This is a genomic window from Streptomyces sp. JLSY215 (assembly GCF_059682825.1).
Genome location: NZ_CM185022.1, coordinates 279,059 through 293,824, shown reverse-complemented (window position 1 = coordinate 293,824; position 14,766 = coordinate 279,059). Strand labels below are relative to the sequence as shown.

Below are 14,766 nucleotides of genomic sequence, written 5' to 3'. Positions count from 1 at the left end.
CGCGGGCGCGCCCCAGGATGGTCGTCGACGCGGTCGCCTGCCGCCCCGGCCACCCGATGCTGCTCGCCGAACTCGCGGTCGGCGGCTGGGTGGTGGGGCTGCCCGGGAACCCGTACGCGGCTCTGGTCGCCGCCCGGACCCTGCTCGGCCCGCTGATCGCCGGCCTGTCGGGCCGCGCCCTCGATCCCCTGCCGCACGCTCCCGTACGGGGACGGGTGCGGAGCGCCCCCGGACTGACGCGGCTGGTACCCGTCGTATGGGACGGTGCCGGGGCCAGGATCGCCGACGGGCGCCGTGCGGCGTTCCCCCAGGGTGCCGCCGTGGGCGACGCGCTCGCCGCGATCCCTCCCGGTTGGACCGACGGCAGCCCGGTGCCGCTCGTCCTGACGCCCGGCTGACGGCGGCCTGCGTCAGGCCAGGTCGAGGAGTTCCTTGTACGAGCCGCCGAAGCCCTGCTGTTCGTCGATCACGTGGATCTCCAGGATCCAGTGGGCCTGCCACCCACCCTCGTCGACGCGGCGGAGAGGCAGGTCGTTGTCCGGACCGAGGTACGCATCGGCCCGGGCGTCGTGGGCGTGCGCGGCCGGCGCCGCTCCGACCAGGTGCCCGACGTGCCATCCGGCCGGAGTCCAGCCCGCCTTGGCGGCAAGGGCGTGGACCTCGGCGTGCAGCTGCCGACCCGTCACGGCCCGGTCCGCGTGGAATGCCTCGCGGGCGGCGGCGAACATCGTCGCCAGGTCCTCGCGGAGCCGGCGTTTGCCCGGGTCCTCGCCGAGGACGATCGTTCGGGCAAAGCCCGTCTCGTACCCGGCGAGCACCGGTGCGAGGTCGACGACCACGATGTCGTCCGCACCGAATTCCCGGTCCACCGGCGGCTCCTGTCCGTAGGGCAACACGGAATTCGGGCCCGAACGGACGACCCGCCGGAGCCGGGACGCGACCGCACCGAACGCTTCCCGCGCCAGGTCCCCGATCCGGTCGCCCGCCTCGCGTTCACTACGTCCTGGTGCGATCAGGCCGCGGGCTGTGACCTCGGCAAACAGGGTCCGGGCCAGCCGCTGGGCCTCCACCAGCCCCAGCGCCCGGAGCCGCTCGTCCATCCGGTCGGGTACTGCCATCGTGCTCTCTCTTCCTGTTACGGGGTCGCGCGCATGATGACGAGCGATCCTTCGTACGTCGGCTGCAGGCGCAGGTGGCCGAATTCCTCGTCCCAGGCGCCGGAGTCCAGGTCGCGGCGCAGGGTCCGGTCGAAGTGTTCGCGGACGCGGTCGTCGACGAAGCTCCAGGCCGAACACGCCTGGCGGGCAGCCGGGTCGAGCAGCATCTCGGGGCGCCCGTAGTAGGCCTCGTTGAACCCGTCGGTGCAGTCCAGCGGGATGGGCACGGTACGGACGGTGCTGGTGCCCCCGATCGCGGCGGCCAGTGCCTCGACGCCCGGGTAGCGGCGGGCCTCGGTGTCGAGGACCTCGGGTGCGTACCGGTACAGCCAGAAGTCCCGGACCACGGTGGGGTCGCAGGTCAGGATGACCACGGGGCCGCGGGTCACGCGCCGCATCTCGCGCAGGCCGGCCCGTACGTCGGACCACTGGTGGACGCTGAACAGCGTCATGGCCGCGTCGAACTCGCCGTCGGCGAAAGGCAGCTCCTCGGCGACGGCGTCGATGGCCCGGGCGAGCTGCGCGGGCCGCTGGGCACGCATCGTCTCCGAGGGCTCGACCGCCGTCACCGTACGCGCCGCGCTCTCGTACGAGCCGGCGCCGGCGCCGATGTTGAGGACGGTCCGGGCGTCGCCCAGGGCCTCTGCGATGAACCGGGCGATCCGCTCGTCCGGCCGGCGGTAGGAGGAATATCCGGAGCCGAAGCTGCCGTAGTCGACGTCGCCGGCGCTGCCGTCCTGGGTGCGTGTGGTCATGCGGGCCTACCTTGCCTCGTGAGCAGGAACAGGGAAATGGATACCCGCACGCCATCGGTTGTGCCGGTCGGGGTGCAGGGATGCAGGGATGCAGGGGGTGGATGAGGGGCTATGACCAGAGCGGGAACCGTTCCCAGCCGTTCTCGGTCCGCTCGTAGCGCAGCCGGGTGTGGATTCGGCTCCGAGCCGCCTGCCAGAACTCCACCTCCGTCGGAGCGAGGGTGTAGAGGGTCCAGGCGGAGTCGACGAGTGAGGGATCCTGTTCGACCAGAGCCAGTGATTTCTCGAGGGCGCGGTCGCGCTCGGCGGTGTCCGCCAGGTGCCGGCTCTGACGGGCCAGCAGCGATTCGGCGCGGGCCGTCGCCGAACGGCCGAGGAAGTCGGCGGCGCTGTCCTGGGCGGACCCCGGCGTCACGGGCCCGCGCAGGCGCACCTGCCGGCCGTGCTGAGGCCAGTAGAAGGTGAGCGCTGCCCCCGGGTGGGCGGACAGCTGGTGCCCCTTGGGGCTCGCACCGTGCCCGGCGAACTGCCACCCCGCGCCGTCCACCCCCTTGAGGATCAGCACGCGCGCGTCCGGGACGCCGTCCTCGTCGACGGTGGACAAGGTCATCGCGTGCGGATCGCGCACGCCGTCCGCCACGGCGTGCGACAGCCAGGACAGGAACAGCTGCACGGGATCGGCGGGAGCCCGATCCGGCACGAACTCCGGAAGCGGTCCCGCGAACACCTCGATACCCCGAAGCCACGCGCGGACGGTACTACCGTGAACTCTGTCGCCCACCTGATCCCCTCTCCCCTCCTCCGCAATACGACACGACCCATCCTGCATCTGCGGCTAGGATTCGACAATCTCCTTGCAATTGCTTGGGTGTTATCCCAAAAGGCACCGCATTTGTGCCAAAGATGTTGGAGGTAGTGACGATGTACATCCGCAGGTCGCCGATCCGTACCGGGCCGTTCGCCCGCTGCCGCCGGGGGAGGGCCTCGTGACGGTCGGGACGAGAGACGTGCCGGAGGCCCGGCGGGTCGAGGGTCTGGTGGCGGCCCAGCGCAAGGCCATCGAGCTGTTCGCCGAGGTGGAGGCTCGCGGGCTGGTGGCGCCCGGCCGCGGCGAGCGCGAGGTCAGCGACCTGATCCGCGACCTCGCCAACGAGATGTTCGGCACCACCAAGCACTGGCACAAGCGGATCATCCGCTCCGGCCCCAACACCCTCCGGCCCTACCAGGACAACCCACCGGACCGGATCATCGGCCCCGACGACATCGCCTTCGCCGACTTCGGCCCGATCTTCGAGGAGTACGAGGCGGACTTCGGCCGCACCTACGTCTTCGGCGACGACCCGCACAAGCACCGCCTGCTCCAGGACCTGCCGCGCATCTTCGACGCCGGCCGTGCCTTCTTCGCCGCCGATCCCGCCATCACCGGCAGACAGCTGCACGCCGAGGTCGAGCGCCTCGCCGCCGAGGCCGGCTGGACCATCGGCATCTGGCACGCGGGCCACCTCGTCGGAGAGTTCCCCCACGAGACCAACGACGGGGCCAAGGCCGAGTCCTACATCACCCCGGAGAACGGCACCCCGCTGCGCCGCACCGACCGCACGGGGCGGACCTGCCACTGGATCCTCGAACTCCACCTGGTGGACCGGGAACGGGGCTTCGGCGGTTTCTACGAGCAACTCCTCGACCTCGCCTGACGTTCGCTTACCCGGCCGTTGCCGTTCTCGAAGCCGCCTGTGGCAGGGTGGCGCGCGGGACCGGCAACGGCCGGGCGGGAAGTCTTCCCGTGGGGCCCGGACGGGGCGAAGCCGCCTGGGCGAGCAGCTGCGAAGACGCCGGGTCGGGGTCCCACCGCTCGGTGCCGCAAGGGTCAGGTGCGGTCGATGTGCACGCTGGTCGACTTCACGCGGGCGGTGGCCTGCATGCCCACTTCCAGCCCCAGTTCCTCCACGGCCTCCCGGGTCAGCAGTGACACGAGTCGGTGCGGCCCTGCCTGGATCTCGACCTGGGCCGCTACGTCGCCGAGGGTGATCGCGGTGACGATGCCCGGGAAGGCGTTGCGTGCCGAGGTGTACGACGCGTCGTCGTCGCTGCTGCCGCCCTGGGCGACCTCGACGGAGAAGGCGGCCAGATCCCGGCCGTCGATAAGACGGCGTCCGCTGTCGTCGCGATGGGTCGTGACCCGGCCGGCGTCCGCCCAGCGGCGTGCGGTGTCGGGACTGACGCCGAGCAGACGTGCCGCCTGTCCGATGGTGTAGGACTGCATGGGCGATACGCTAGAGCCATCGATCTGGCATCTGCAAGCCTGGACACGATTATTCCTTGCATGTGCCAGCCGAATCGAGTGCGAGCCAGACGCGGTCCCGGGTCACCGGCATCTCCGTGAAGCGGACGCCGGTGGCGTCGCGCAGCGCGTTGGCGAAGGCCGGCGCGACGGGATTGAAGGGGCTCTCACTCATCGACTTGGCGCCGAGCGGCCCGATGGCGTCCGTGGTCTCCATGAAGTGGACCTCGGTGCGCGGGATGTCGGCGTATTGGGGGAGACGGTAGCGGCGGAAGGCGGCGGTGGTGACCTCGCCGCGCTCGTCGATGCGTACGGTTTCGAAGAGGGTGGCGCCCAGCGCCTGGGCGACGCCGCCCTCGACCTGACCGCGGCACTGCATCGGGTTCATGACCTTGCCCGCGTCCGCGGCGTGGACGCTGCGCAGGATACGGATCTCCCCGGTGCCGGGATCGACGGCGATACGGAACCACTGGGCGTTGAAGGCGACCGAGCGCGGGGAGCCGCCCCAGTGGCCGTCCGCGGCCAGCTCATCCTCGGCCCCCTTGGTGTGGGCGGCCTCGACGAGTTCCTTCAGGGGCACGACCCGGCCCGCGCAGTCGAAGGCCTCGGCGCCGAGCTTGCACAGGTGCCGGGCCACGCCCGTGTGCCGGGCCGCGAAGGTTTGCAGCCGCTCGGCCAGGGCGGTCGCCGCCAGGAGGACCGCCTTGCCCGCGACCACGGTGCCGGCCGAGCCGAAGGCGCCCGTGTCGTGGCGCACGACGTCCGTGTCGGACTGCCGGATGGTGATGCGGTCCTCCGTGGTGTTCAGGGCGCCGGCGGTGATCTGTTTGTGGACGGTGGTGGTGCCGTTGCCGAACTCGGCGGTGCCGACCGCGATGTCGTACGTTCCGTCGTCGAGGAGGGAGACCCGGGCGTCGGCGTAGTGGCCGCCGGGCGGGCCCGTCGCGATCATCGCCATGCCCGTGCCCTGGCCGACCAGCCAGCCTTCCGGGGCCTGTTCGGCGCTGGTGTCCTCGGCGATGGCCTTGCGGACGACCGACAGGCACTGGTCGAGGCCGTACGAGGCGATGTGGAGGTCCTCCTCCTCGCCGATCGGGCTGAGCATGTGTTCGCCGGGGCCGATGATGTTCTTCTCGCGGAAGACGAGGGGATCCAAGTCCAGGCGGCGGGCCAGTTCGTCGATCACCGACTCCACCGCGAAGGTGACCTGGCCGAGTCCGTAGCCGCGGAAGGCGCCCGCCGGCACGCAGTTGGTGTAGACGGAGAAGGCGTCGACCTTCTTGTGCGGAGCCCGGTACACGGCCATCGACTCGCCCACGCTGTGGAACATCACCGCCGGTCCGTGGTTGCCGTACGCACCGGTGTTGGACACGACCCGGAAGTGGAAGGCGGTCAGGGTGCCGTCCTTGCGGGCGCCCATCTTGATGGTGATCTTGAACGGGTGGCGGGTGGTCGCCCCGTAGAACTGCTCGGCGCGGGTGTACTCCAGCTTCACCGGGCGGCGCAGTTTCAGCGCCGCCAGGGCCACGATGTCCTCGGTCAGCATCTCCTGCTTGCCGCCGAAGCCGCCGCCGACCCGGCCCGCGACGACACGGACCTCGTCCTCGGGCAGGTCGTACAGCGCGCAGAGCGCACGCCGGGTCAGGAACGGAGTCTGGGTGGAGGAGCGGACCGTCATGCGTTCGCCCGTGCCGTCCTCCTTGGGCTCGAAGTAGGCGACGCAGCCATGGGTTTCGAGGCTGGCGTGCTGGACGCGCTGGGTCCGGAACGTCTCCTCGTAGACGACGTCGGCCAGGTCGAAGCCCTCTTCGACGTTGCCGATCTCACCGTGCACCTCGCCCGCGACGTTGTTCTCGGCGCGGGCGATGCGGGCCTCGGGTCCCTTGTCGCCGTGCAGTGCGGGCGCGCCCGGCAGCATCGCGGCTTCGGGGTCGGTGACGTACGGGAGCTCCTCGTACGTGACCTCGATGCGCCGGCAGCCTTCCTCGGCGGCCTGCTCGCTGTCGGCGATGACGGCGGCGACGCGCTGGCCGACATAGCGGACGGTGCTGTCGAGGACCCGGGTGTCGTCGGGGTCCTCCGTGGGGTGTTCGTGGCGGGCGGAGGAGTACAGGCGCTCGGGGGCGTCCTCGTGGGTGAGCACGGCGTGCACCCCCGGCACCCGGAGCGCCGCGGAGGTGTCGATGGCGACGATCCGGGCGTGCGGGTGCGGGGAGCGCAGCAGCTTCATGTGCAGCAGCCCGGGGACCTCGATGTCGAACGTGTAGCGGGCGGTGCCGGTGACGACCAGCGGACCGGCCGGGGCGCCGAGGCTCTTCCCGACCGCCTTGCCGGCGCACGGCCGGTCGGTGTGCTTGACGCCGCGCACCGCGTCCTCGATCGCGCGGTAGCCCGTACACCGGCAGATGTTGCCTTTGAAGGCCCGGGGAAGGTCGTCGAGTTTGCCGTCGTCGTGGTCGGTGCCCTGCTCGGCTTCGAGGGCTGCGGTGGTCATCAGGAAGCCGGCGGTGCAGAAGCCGCACTGGAAGCCCTGGGCGTCGAGGAACTTCTGCTGGACGGAGTGGAGTTCCCCCTCCGGCGAGGCAAGGCCCTCGACGGTGGTGACGCTGCGGCCCTCGGCCCGTACCGCTGGATAGAGGCAGCTGTGCACGGGTTCGCCGTCCACGTGGACGGTGCAGGCTCCACAGTCCCCGGCGTCGCAGCCCTTCTTCACCCCGAACCAGCCGCGCTCGCGCAGGTAGGTGCGCAGACACTGGCCGGCGCGCGGTTCGTCGGCGAAGGGCTGCTTGTTGACCTCGATGTGGAAGCTCATCGCGTACCGTCCTGGGGGAGCTGGGTGAGTTCGCGCCGGATCTCCTCGGCAAGGCGGAATCCCATGTGCCGACGCCATTCGGGCAGGCCGTGGATGTCGTCGAACCAGTCGTCGTCGCCGACCGCCGCCTTGATCGCGTCCCGCAGTTCCCGCTCGTCCGGAGGCAGTGGGAACCAGAGGCGGAAGGGCCGTACGGTCGCCGCGGTGAGGGTCACGGCCAGCGATCCGTCCACGGGGTCGAGGGTGCCGATGACCAGCGCGCCGGAGCGGCCGAGCCCGTACAGCGACGCCTGACGGAAGGCCGTACGGCAGCCCAGCGCCCGCGGCGGCAGGATGACGGAGCGGAGCAGCTCGCCCTCGCCGAGGTCCTTGCGGCCCGCGCCGGTGATGAAGTCGGCGACGCGGACGCGACGCAGCGCCCCGGTCTGCGACTGGAGCAGGCACTGCCCGTCGAGCGCGGCGGTCAGCGAGATCATCGGCCCGGCCGGCAGGCCGTTGCAGAGATTCCCCCCGACCGTCGCCATGTTCCAGATCTTGAACGATGCAAGGAAGGCCCGGCAGCACTGCTCGATCAGCGGCGCCGCCTCCGCACGGAGCGTCCGACCGAAGCGGGAGAGCTGGGCGATCGTGCAGGTCGCCGCGATCTCCAACGCCCCGTCCTCCTGGTACGTCAACGGGTCCCAGCCCATGCGGCTCAGATCCCGCAGGCGGCGCAGATGCGGTTGCGGCTCGGAGAACAGATACGTACCCCCGCCGAGCCACGCGTCACCGGGCCGCCAGGGCTCGCGACGACGCGCGTCGAGCACGTCCATCACCGTGTTCAGATCCATGTCTCCCCACGCCTTTCGGCCACTGCTTCCACCTCAGTGAAGCCGTGGCGGGAACGGAAAACGACTGGTTGCGCACACGGAAAACCGCCCTCGTTGACACCTGTGAACTGGAGGATCAACCAAGAGGATTTCAGCGGAAAGTCCTTGGCATTTACGATGTACCAACTCGCAATCGCCTAGTGAATGTGAGATGTGGGGTCGCCCCGCGGTCGCGCGAGGAGCCACCGCATGCACGGCGAAGACCTCCTCCGGCTCGACAGCCTCGACATCGCTCTCGTCCGGGGAGATGAGCCTCTTCTCGGCCAAGGGATCGGCGGAGTCACCGCCACCGATCTGGAGGCCCCGACCCGCTTTCCGCAGCCGGGCGAGATCGTCCTCGGCGGACTCGTGTGATGGACCCCGGACGACGGCCGCGCCAAGATCGATCGCGTTGTCTCCGCGCTACGCACTGCCGGAGAACGCACGCACCGACCTCGGCCGGCTGCTCGCGCGCCGCCGCTGAGACGAACGGCCGGTCAGTGGCGGTCGATGTGGACGTTGGTCGACTTCACCCTGGCCGTGACGGTGACTCCGACAGCGATGCCGAGTTCCTCGACGGACTCCCGGGTGACCATGGAGACCAGCCGGTGCGGACCTGACTGGATTTCCACCTGCGCGGCCACATCGTCGACGCGCACGGCAGTGACGATCCCGGAGAACGAATTCCGCACGGAGGTGGCTACCGCGTCCGGTACCGGATGCATCCCTGCGGCCCGCTCCTTGGCGAAGGCCGCCAGGCCCACCCCGTCGATCGCCCGGTTCCCCGAACCGTCCCGGGCCATGCGCAGCCGACCGCCGTCCGCCCACCGACGGACGGTCTCCGAACTCACGCCCAGCAGCCCAGCTGCCTGCCCAATGCTGTACGACGGCACCCTCGCACTCTAGCCAAGGCCCGGCGCCGCCCCGGACGACCCGTCAGCGGCTCGCGCATTGAGAGGATCGCACATGCGAGCCAGACCAACCATTCGCCTCGCTCAGGTGATAGGACAACAGACTTCAGCCTCGCAAGTGCGGGATAGTTGCGGCCCGGTGAGGGCTACGGCAACAAGGGGCCGCATGATGGCGCGCAATGTTTTGATAACCGGGGGCTCGGCCGGGATAGGACGCTCGTGTGTGGAGCGGTTCGCGCACGGCGGGGACCATGTCTGGTTCACCTACCACTCGGGTCAGGCGCGCGCGGCGGCCCTGGTGTCGCAGCTGAAGGGCACCTGCGCACATCCCGTACGCGCCTTCAAGTTCAGCCAGGGCGTGTGGACCGATCACGAGCGGCTGCTGGCGGAGCTGCCCGGCCCGGTCGACGTCCTTGTCAACAACGCGGCCGTCGGCTCGAAGACGGTCGACTGGTACGTGGACGGCCCCGCCCATGCGCGTGACGCCGCGTTCCTGCAGATCAACAGCGTCGGGCCGCTCTGGCTCAGCCAGCAGCTCCTCCCCGCGATGCTGGACCGAGGGCACGGGAAGATCGTCAACGTCGCCAGTGTCGGCGGTGGCATCGCCGAGTTCCCGGGCTTCGGGATCGCGGACGGGATGAGCAAGGCCGCGCTGGCCTATCTCACCCGGCATCTCGCCGCCGAACTCGCCCACGCCCCGGTCGATGTCACCGCCGTCTGCCCCGGTGCGGTGGAGACGGCCATGTTCGAGGCGAGCACGCTGGCACCCCTTGCCCCCGACGAGCGCGCCGAGCTGGAGGCGAGGCTGCCGCGAGGCCGTCTGATCAGGCCCGAGGAGATCGGTGACGTCGTGTGGTGGCTGGCCGGTCAGCAGTCCGGAGTCCTCAACGGCGCCGTGATCGACGCGTCGATGGGGCTGGGCGTGCACCCGGGCCTGCTCACGGGCGTTCCGCTGAGATGCCGGGCGGCCGACGCGGTGGACGCCGACCGGTGGGGAGGGGAGTGATGGTCTCCCGGCAGGCAGCCCGTCTGGTGGCCGGCTCACCGGCCATCGCCGACGCCCACTTCCGGGCGGAAGCCCGGCCCTACCACCCCGAGTTGCGCCCCGACGGATACCTCAACCTCGGGACCGCCGAGAACCGGCTCCTGTGGGACCTTCTCGCGGACCGCGTCGCCGTACGCCGGCCGCTCGTCGAGGCGGACACGCGCTACGCACACCTGCACGGAACCCCGGCGCTGCGCGAACGGATCGCGTTTCTGCTCTCCCGCGTCTGCCGGTACACCGTCGACGCCGAGGACCTGGTGGTGGTGAGCGGGGCGACGGCGGCGCTGGATGTCATCGCCTCGGCCCTGTGCGATCCGGGTGAGGCGATCGTCGTCCCCACGCCGTACTACGGCGCCTTCGACACGGACCTGGCCGGACGCTCCGGGGCCCGGCTGCTGCCCGCACCGTCGGCGGCGAGCGACGGCTTCCGGCTGACGGCCCCGGCCATCGACCGCGCCCTGACCGAAGCCCGCCGGGACGGCATCACCGTACGGGCCGTGGCGGTGACATCGCCCTCCAATCCGCTGGGGCAGGTGTACCCGGCCGAGAGCTTGCGCGAGGTGGCGCGGACCGCGGGGGAGCACGGCGTGGACATCATCGCCGACGAGATCTATGCCAACTCGGTGTTCGGGCCCGAGCCGTTCACCAGCCTGCTCGTTCCCGCCGCGAGCCCGGCACAGACGGGTCGCACCCACATGGTGTGGGGATTCGCCAAGGACTTCGGGCTGCCCGGCCTCAAGGTCGGTGTCCTGCACACCACGGACCCGCAGGTGCGCGCCGCGGCCCGCGCACTCGCCTATTTCGCACCGGCCTCCACCGACACGCAGGCGTTCCTCACCCATCTGCTCGACGACCCGGACTGGGTGGACCGCATCCTCGCCGAGAACCGCCGCCGTCTCGCCGCCTCGTACCGGGCCGCCGCCGCCCTGATGGACGAGTTCGGCATTCCGTACGTACCCGCTCAGGCCGGCTGTTCGATATGGGCCGACCTGAGCGCGTGGCTGCCGTCCCGGGACCTCCCCGGCGAACGTGCCCTGTGGCGCACCGTCCTCGACACCGCGCGGGTCAGCATCCTGCCGGGCGAGGCGTTCCACTCACCCGAACCCGGGTGGTTCCGCATCTGCCACTCAGTGGACCCGCTCCTCGTGCACGAGGCCCTCACCCGGCTCGGCGAACTGCTGGCCTCCCGGACCCGGAGAAACTCATGATCACGCAAGGTCCCCGACACCGGCTGACGGGATATCCGCGCAGCGGACCGGGCCCGCTCGACCGCTGGTACGAGGCGGCCGGAGTCCGCACCGGAGTGCGCCGCCTCTTCCATCAGGAGGCCGAGCAGGGAAAGGTCTTCTTCCCCGCCGACCTGGTCCCCTACGTACGGCACGAAGCCGTAACGGCGCTGCCGCCCGAGCGCGTCCGCGAACTGACCATCCGTCACCTCTACCAGTTCCTGATCTCCACCACCCACCTGGAGACCCGGGTCGTCAATGGTGCGGCCGAGCCCGTCGCCAACAACAGAGCGGGCCTCGACCTTCCGGCGTCGCTGCGCCTGGACGCGTTCAAGGTCTACTGCGACGAGGGTTACCACGCCCTCTACAGCCTCGACCTGGCCGACCAGATCGCCGCGGTGACCGGTATCGCGGTCCCCGCCTGGGACTACGGAGGCTTCGTCGACCGGCTTCAGGAGGCGGGCCGCCGCCTGCTGCCGGACGCGCCCCGGCCGGCGGCCATGCTCCAGGCCGTCGTCTTCGAAACCCTGATCACGGCCGTGCTCAACGAGGTGCCCGGCGACCCCACCGTGGTCAGCACCGTACGCGACCTCCTGCGCGACCACGCCCGCGACGAAGGCCACCACCACCGCTTCTTCTCCCTGCTCTTCCAGGAACTGTGGGCGCAGTTGGAGCCCCGCGACCGCGTCCGGGCGGCGCGGGCGATGCCCGCCATGATCCGCGCCGCCCTGACCTGGGACCTGGAGCCGGTCCGCTCGTCCCTCCGCCTGGCCGGACTCGACGCAGGGACCGCGGAGCTGGTGGTCCGCGACTGCTACGGCGGTGACGCGGGGAGCCGACGGATCAACGACATCTCCCGCTCGACGCGGAAACTGTGCGCGTCGGTGGGCGCGTTCGACCTCCCCGGCGTACGCGAGAGCTTCGCCGCCCACGGACTCGACGACCCGGAGGAGGCGGCATCATGACGGCCGACACCGGCCTGACGTACGGGCGCTACCTGCACCTTCCCGATCTGCTCGCACTGCAGGTCCCCGTGTGCGAGCCGGCCCACGACGAGCACCTTTTCATCACGGTCCACCAGGTGCACGAGCTGTGGTTCAAACTGCTGCTCAACGAGCTGTCGGAGGCCCGGGACCTGATGCTGACGGGCGAGATCGCTGCGCCCCGGATCCGCCTGCGGCGCTGCCACGCGATCGAGCGCGTCCTCTTCGACACGATGCACCTGCTCGACACCATGACGCCGAAGGACTTCCGGGTGTTCCGCGGCCGTCTGGGTACGGCCAGCGGCGCCCAGTCCGCACAGTTCCACGAGATCGAGATCCTCTCGGGGCTGAACGAGCCGTCGCGCATCGGCCGGATGCCATGGCTTGCCGCCGCCGAGCGCACCCGGATCGAACGGCGGCTGACCGAACCCACCCTGTGGGACGGCTTCCTGACCGTCCTCGCGAAGTCCGGCTTCGACGTGGACACCCCAGAGGAACGATGCGCCGCCTACGCCGAGTTCACCCACGACCCCACCCACCAGGCCCTGGCCGAGCTGGCGGAAGCCCTGCTCGACCATGACCAGGCGTGGTCGCTGTGGCGGGCCCGTCATGTCCTGGTGGTCCAACGGCAGATCGGCAGCATGCCGGGCACCGGGGGCACCACCGGCGCCTCCCACCTCAGGGCGAGGGCCGACACCCGGTTCTTTCCGGAGCTGTGGCAGTTCCGCAGCCTGCCCGTGCAGTAGCCGGACGTCGCCTCCACCGCGCCCACCGACCCGGCGAACCTGCCCGTCAGGGCACTACGCGTCACGCGATCGCGAGGCGACGTCGGGTTCGTCGGCGTCGAGGGCCGCGGCGCGCAGGGCGGCTGCGAGGCGGCTGACGAGTTCGGTCGGGGGGTGGGGGAGTCGGGCCAGGAGCAGGCGGCGATGTTCCTGGGGGCCGCCGCGGACCGGCAGGATGCGGACTCCGGGCGGCGCGGCCGCGGCGAGTGAGGAGGGGACCGTCGTCAGGCCGCAGCCGGCGGCGACGAGGTGGAGCTTGGCGAGCCAGTCGCGGGCGGTGTGGGCGATCTCGGGGCGTTCGTCCAGTCCGGGCCACACGCCCATGACCCGGTCGGCGCCGGCCGGCGCGCCGGAGATCCAGCGCTGTCCGCGCAGATCGGCCACATCGACGTACGAGCCGCGGGCGAGGGGGTGCGTGGCGGGCACCGCGAGGCACAGGGCGCGTTCGGTGAGCGTCTGGAGGACGAGCGGGGGCGACTCGGCGTCCGGTGCCCGGAACGGCGGCGCCGACGACAGCAGGGCCAGGTCGAGGCTGCCGGCGCGCAGGGCGCGGATCAGCGCGGGAGTCCCGCCTTCGCGGCTCACGACGTGCAGGCCCGGGTCGCTGTGCCGCAGGGCGACGAGCGCCCGGGGCACCAGGGTGGTTCCGGCGGTGGGTACCCAGCCCAGGCGGACGGTACCGCTCTGGCCCGGCAGGCCGGACAGCTCGCGTGCCGTCGCGTCGATCTCGTCGAGCACCACCGTTGCGCGGCGCAGGACCACGCGCCCGGCCGCGGTCAGTCGGGCGCCGTCGCGCCGCCGCTCGAGGAGGTCCGTGCCCGCGGCCCGTTCGATCGCCGCGATCTGGCGCGACACCGCCGATTGCGTGTAGCCGAGCGACGCGGCGGCCGCGGTGAAGGTTCCCTGCTCGGCCACCGCGCGGAAGACCCGCAGCGCGGTCAGTGACACATCCGTGAAGTCCATGACGTTTACGCATACTAGCCGTGCATAACTTTCGTTGGACGCATGGCGCGCGGGTTCCTAGCGTGGCAGGCATGAACGCTTCACGCATCGCCCTCGTCACGGGCGCCAATCAGGGGCTCGGCCGGGCCCTCGTGGAAGGTCTCGCGGCCCGCATGGGCCCGGACGACCTGGTCCTGCTCACCGGCCGCAACGAGCGGCGCGTCAGCGAGGCGGGCAGGGAGGTGGCGCGGCTGCCGGGCACCCGCAGCACGGTGGAGGGCCGGGTCCTGGACGTCACCGACACCGATGCCATCGCCCGCCTCGCGGACGAGCTGAAGGAGCGGTACGGGGGCGTGGACGTCGTGATCTCGAACGCGGTCGCCCGACTGCTGCCCGATGAGTCGCAGGCCGACCGCGCCGACGAGTTCATCGACGTCTCCAACACCGCCACCCACGCCGTCCTGCGCTCCTTCGGACCGGTCCTGCGCCCCGGCGGGCGGCTGATCGTCGTGGCCAGCAGCCTGGGAACGCTCGGTCACCTCACCCCGGAACTGCGTCACCTGTTCGACGGCGCGGACCTGGAACAGGTCGAGTACGCCGTCGAGTCCTGGCGCACCGCGATTCACCACAACACCGCCGAGGAGGCGGGCTGGCCGCGCTGGCTGAACGTGCCCTCGAAGGTGGCCCAGGTTGCCGCCGTCCGCGCACTCGCCGCCGAACGCCGTGAGCGCGACCTCGCGACCGGCACCCTGGTCGCCTCCGTCTGTCCCGGCATGGTCGACACCGCCACGTCCCGGCCGTGGTTCAGCGACCACAGCCAGGCCCGGTCACCTGCCCAGGCCGCGCGCGGCGTGCTCGACCTGGTGTGCGCGGAGCACGTCGACCCCGCCCTGTACGGCGAGCTGGTCCGCTTCGGCACGGCTCTGGACTGGCACGGCGGCGCACCCCCGGCCGAGCAGGACCGCATGCTCACCCCCTGAGCCGTCCCGCCCGCACCACCACAACCCACGGACAGGAATCC

The 14,766-nt window shown here is 71.1% G+C and carries 16 protein-coding genes; 8 read left to right on the top strand and 8 right to left on the bottom strand.

Annotation, left to right across the window (positions count from 1 at the left end; translation table 11 throughout):
- The first annotated feature begins 17 nt into the window (after positions 1–17).
- Positions 18–398, top strand: a complete 381-nt coding sequence (locus AC5677_RS01480) for a hypothetical protein (protein WP_497193147.1) — start codon at positions 18–20, stop codon at positions 396–398.
- 12 nt (positions 399–410) lie between these two features.
- Here the strand turns inward: AC5677_RS01480 and AC5677_RS01475 are convergent, their stop codons facing one another.
- From AC5677_RS01475 to AC5677_RS01465, 3 genes are all read right to left on the bottom strand, one after another.
- Positions 411–1,118, bottom strand: a complete 708-nt coding sequence (locus AC5677_RS01475) for a M24 family metallopeptidase (RefSeq protein WP_497193146.1) — start codon at positions 1,116–1,118, stop codon at positions 411–413.
- Positions 1,119–1,135: 17 nt separating this feature from the next.
- On the bottom strand, positions 1,136–1,912 hold the full coding sequence (locus AC5677_RS01470) for a class I SAM-dependent methyltransferase (RefSeq protein ID WP_497193145.1): 777 nt from the start codon (positions 1,910–1,912) through the stop codon (positions 1,136–1,138).
- A 109-nt stretch (positions 1,913–2,021) separates the two neighbouring features.
- The gene (locus AC5677_RS01465; RefSeq protein WP_497193144.1) at positions 2,022–2,612 is read right to left on the bottom strand and encodes a pyridoxine/pyridoxamine 5'-phosphate oxidase; all 591 of its coding nucleotides are present in this window, start codon (positions 2,610–2,612) and stop codon (positions 2,022–2,024) included.
- Positions 2,613–2,898: 286 nt separating this feature from the next.
- Between AC5677_RS01465 and AC5677_RS01460 the strand changes: the two genes are divergently transcribed.
- Positions 2,899–3,606, top strand: a complete 708-nt coding sequence (locus AC5677_RS01460; RefSeq protein WP_497193143.1) for a M24 family metallopeptidase — start codon at positions 2,899–2,901, stop codon at positions 3,604–3,606.
- A gap of 173 nt (positions 3,607–3,779) precedes the next feature.
- Here the strand turns inward: AC5677_RS01460 and AC5677_RS01455 are convergent, their stop codons facing one another.
- Genes AC5677_RS01455 through AC5677_RS01445 form a run of 3 tightly spaced genes read right to left on the bottom strand, consistent with a single transcriptional unit; the run spans position 3,780 to position 7,835 of the window.
- Complete coding sequence (locus AC5677_RS01455; protein WP_497193142.1) at positions 3,780–4,175, bottom strand: TOBE domain-containing protein; 396 nt, start codon at positions 4,173–4,175, stop codon at positions 3,780–3,782.
- Positions 4,176–4,224: 49 nt separating this feature from the next.
- Positions 4,225–7,005: a molybdopterin-dependent oxidoreductase gene (locus AC5677_RS01450; protein ID WP_497193141.1), complete on the bottom strand. Its 2,781-nt coding sequence runs from the start codon at positions 7,003–7,005 to the stop codon at positions 4,225–4,227.
- Positions 7,002–7,835, bottom strand: a complete 834-nt coding sequence (locus tag AC5677_RS01445; protein ID WP_497193140.1) for an FAD binding domain-containing protein — start codon at positions 7,833–7,835, stop codon at positions 7,002–7,004. The genes AC5677_RS01450 and AC5677_RS01445 overlap by 4 nt, the downstream gene beginning before the upstream one ends.
- Positions 7,836–8,063: 228 nt before the next feature.
- On the opposite strand from AC5677_RS01445, the gene AC5677_RS01440 reads away from it, so the two are divergent.
- Positions 8,064–8,228, top strand: coding sequence for a hypothetical protein (locus AC5677_RS01440; RefSeq protein ID WP_497193139.1), 165 nt, complete (start codon positions 8,064–8,066; stop codon positions 8,226–8,228).
- A gap of 122 nt (positions 8,229–8,350) precedes the next feature.
- Here AC5677_RS01440 and AC5677_RS01435 read toward each other — a convergent pair whose 3' ends face one another.
- Positions 8,351–8,746, bottom strand: a complete 396-nt coding sequence (locus AC5677_RS01435; protein WP_497193138.1) for a TOBE domain-containing protein — start codon at positions 8,744–8,746, stop codon at positions 8,351–8,353.
- A 184-nt stretch (positions 8,747–8,930) separates the two neighbouring features.
- Between AC5677_RS01435 and AC5677_RS01430 the strand changes: the two genes are divergently transcribed.
- From AC5677_RS01430 to AC5677_RS01415, 4 genes are read left to right on the top strand one after another with little or no spacing between them, the layout of a single operon-like run.
- A complete protein-coding gene (locus AC5677_RS01430) occupies positions 8,931–9,770 on the top strand; it encodes an SDR family NAD(P)-dependent oxidoreductase (RefSeq protein WP_497193137.1) in 840 nt (279 codons plus the stop codon).
- Positions 9,770–11,017 carry an aminotransferase class I/II-fold pyridoxal phosphate-dependent enzyme gene (locus AC5677_RS01425; RefSeq protein WP_497193136.1) on the top strand — a complete coding sequence of 416 codons (1,248 nt, stop codon included), beginning with the start codon at positions 9,770–9,772 and terminating at the stop codon, positions 11,015–11,017. The genes AC5677_RS01430 and AC5677_RS01425 overlap by 1 nt, the downstream gene beginning before the upstream one ends.
- Positions 11,014–12,000, top strand: coding sequence for a diiron oxygenase (locus AC5677_RS01420; protein ID WP_497193135.1), 987 nt, complete (start codon positions 11,014–11,016; stop codon positions 11,998–12,000). The genes AC5677_RS01425 and AC5677_RS01420 overlap by 4 nt, the downstream gene beginning before the upstream one ends.
- On the top strand, positions 11,997–12,764 hold the full coding sequence (locus AC5677_RS01415; RefSeq protein ID WP_497193134.1) for a tryptophan 2,3-dioxygenase family protein: 768 nt from the start codon (positions 11,997–11,999) through the stop codon (positions 12,762–12,764). The genes AC5677_RS01420 and AC5677_RS01415 overlap by 4 nt, the downstream gene beginning before the upstream one ends.
- A 54-nt stretch (positions 12,765–12,818) precedes the next feature.
- Here the strand turns inward: AC5677_RS01415 and AC5677_RS01410 are convergent, their stop codons facing one another.
- The gene (locus AC5677_RS01410; protein ID WP_497193133.1) at positions 12,819–13,766 is read right to left on the bottom strand and encodes a LysR family transcriptional regulator; all 948 of its coding nucleotides are present in this window, start codon (positions 13,764–13,766) and stop codon (positions 12,819–12,821) included.
- 71 nt (positions 13,767–13,837) lie between these two features.
- On the opposite strand from AC5677_RS01410, the gene AC5677_RS01405 reads away from it, so the two are divergent.
- Complete coding sequence (locus AC5677_RS01405) at positions 13,838–14,725, top strand: SDR family NAD(P)-dependent oxidoreductase (RefSeq protein WP_497193132.1); 888 nt, start codon at positions 13,838–13,840, stop codon at positions 14,723–14,725.
- Positions 14,726–14,766 lie beyond the last annotated feature (41 nt).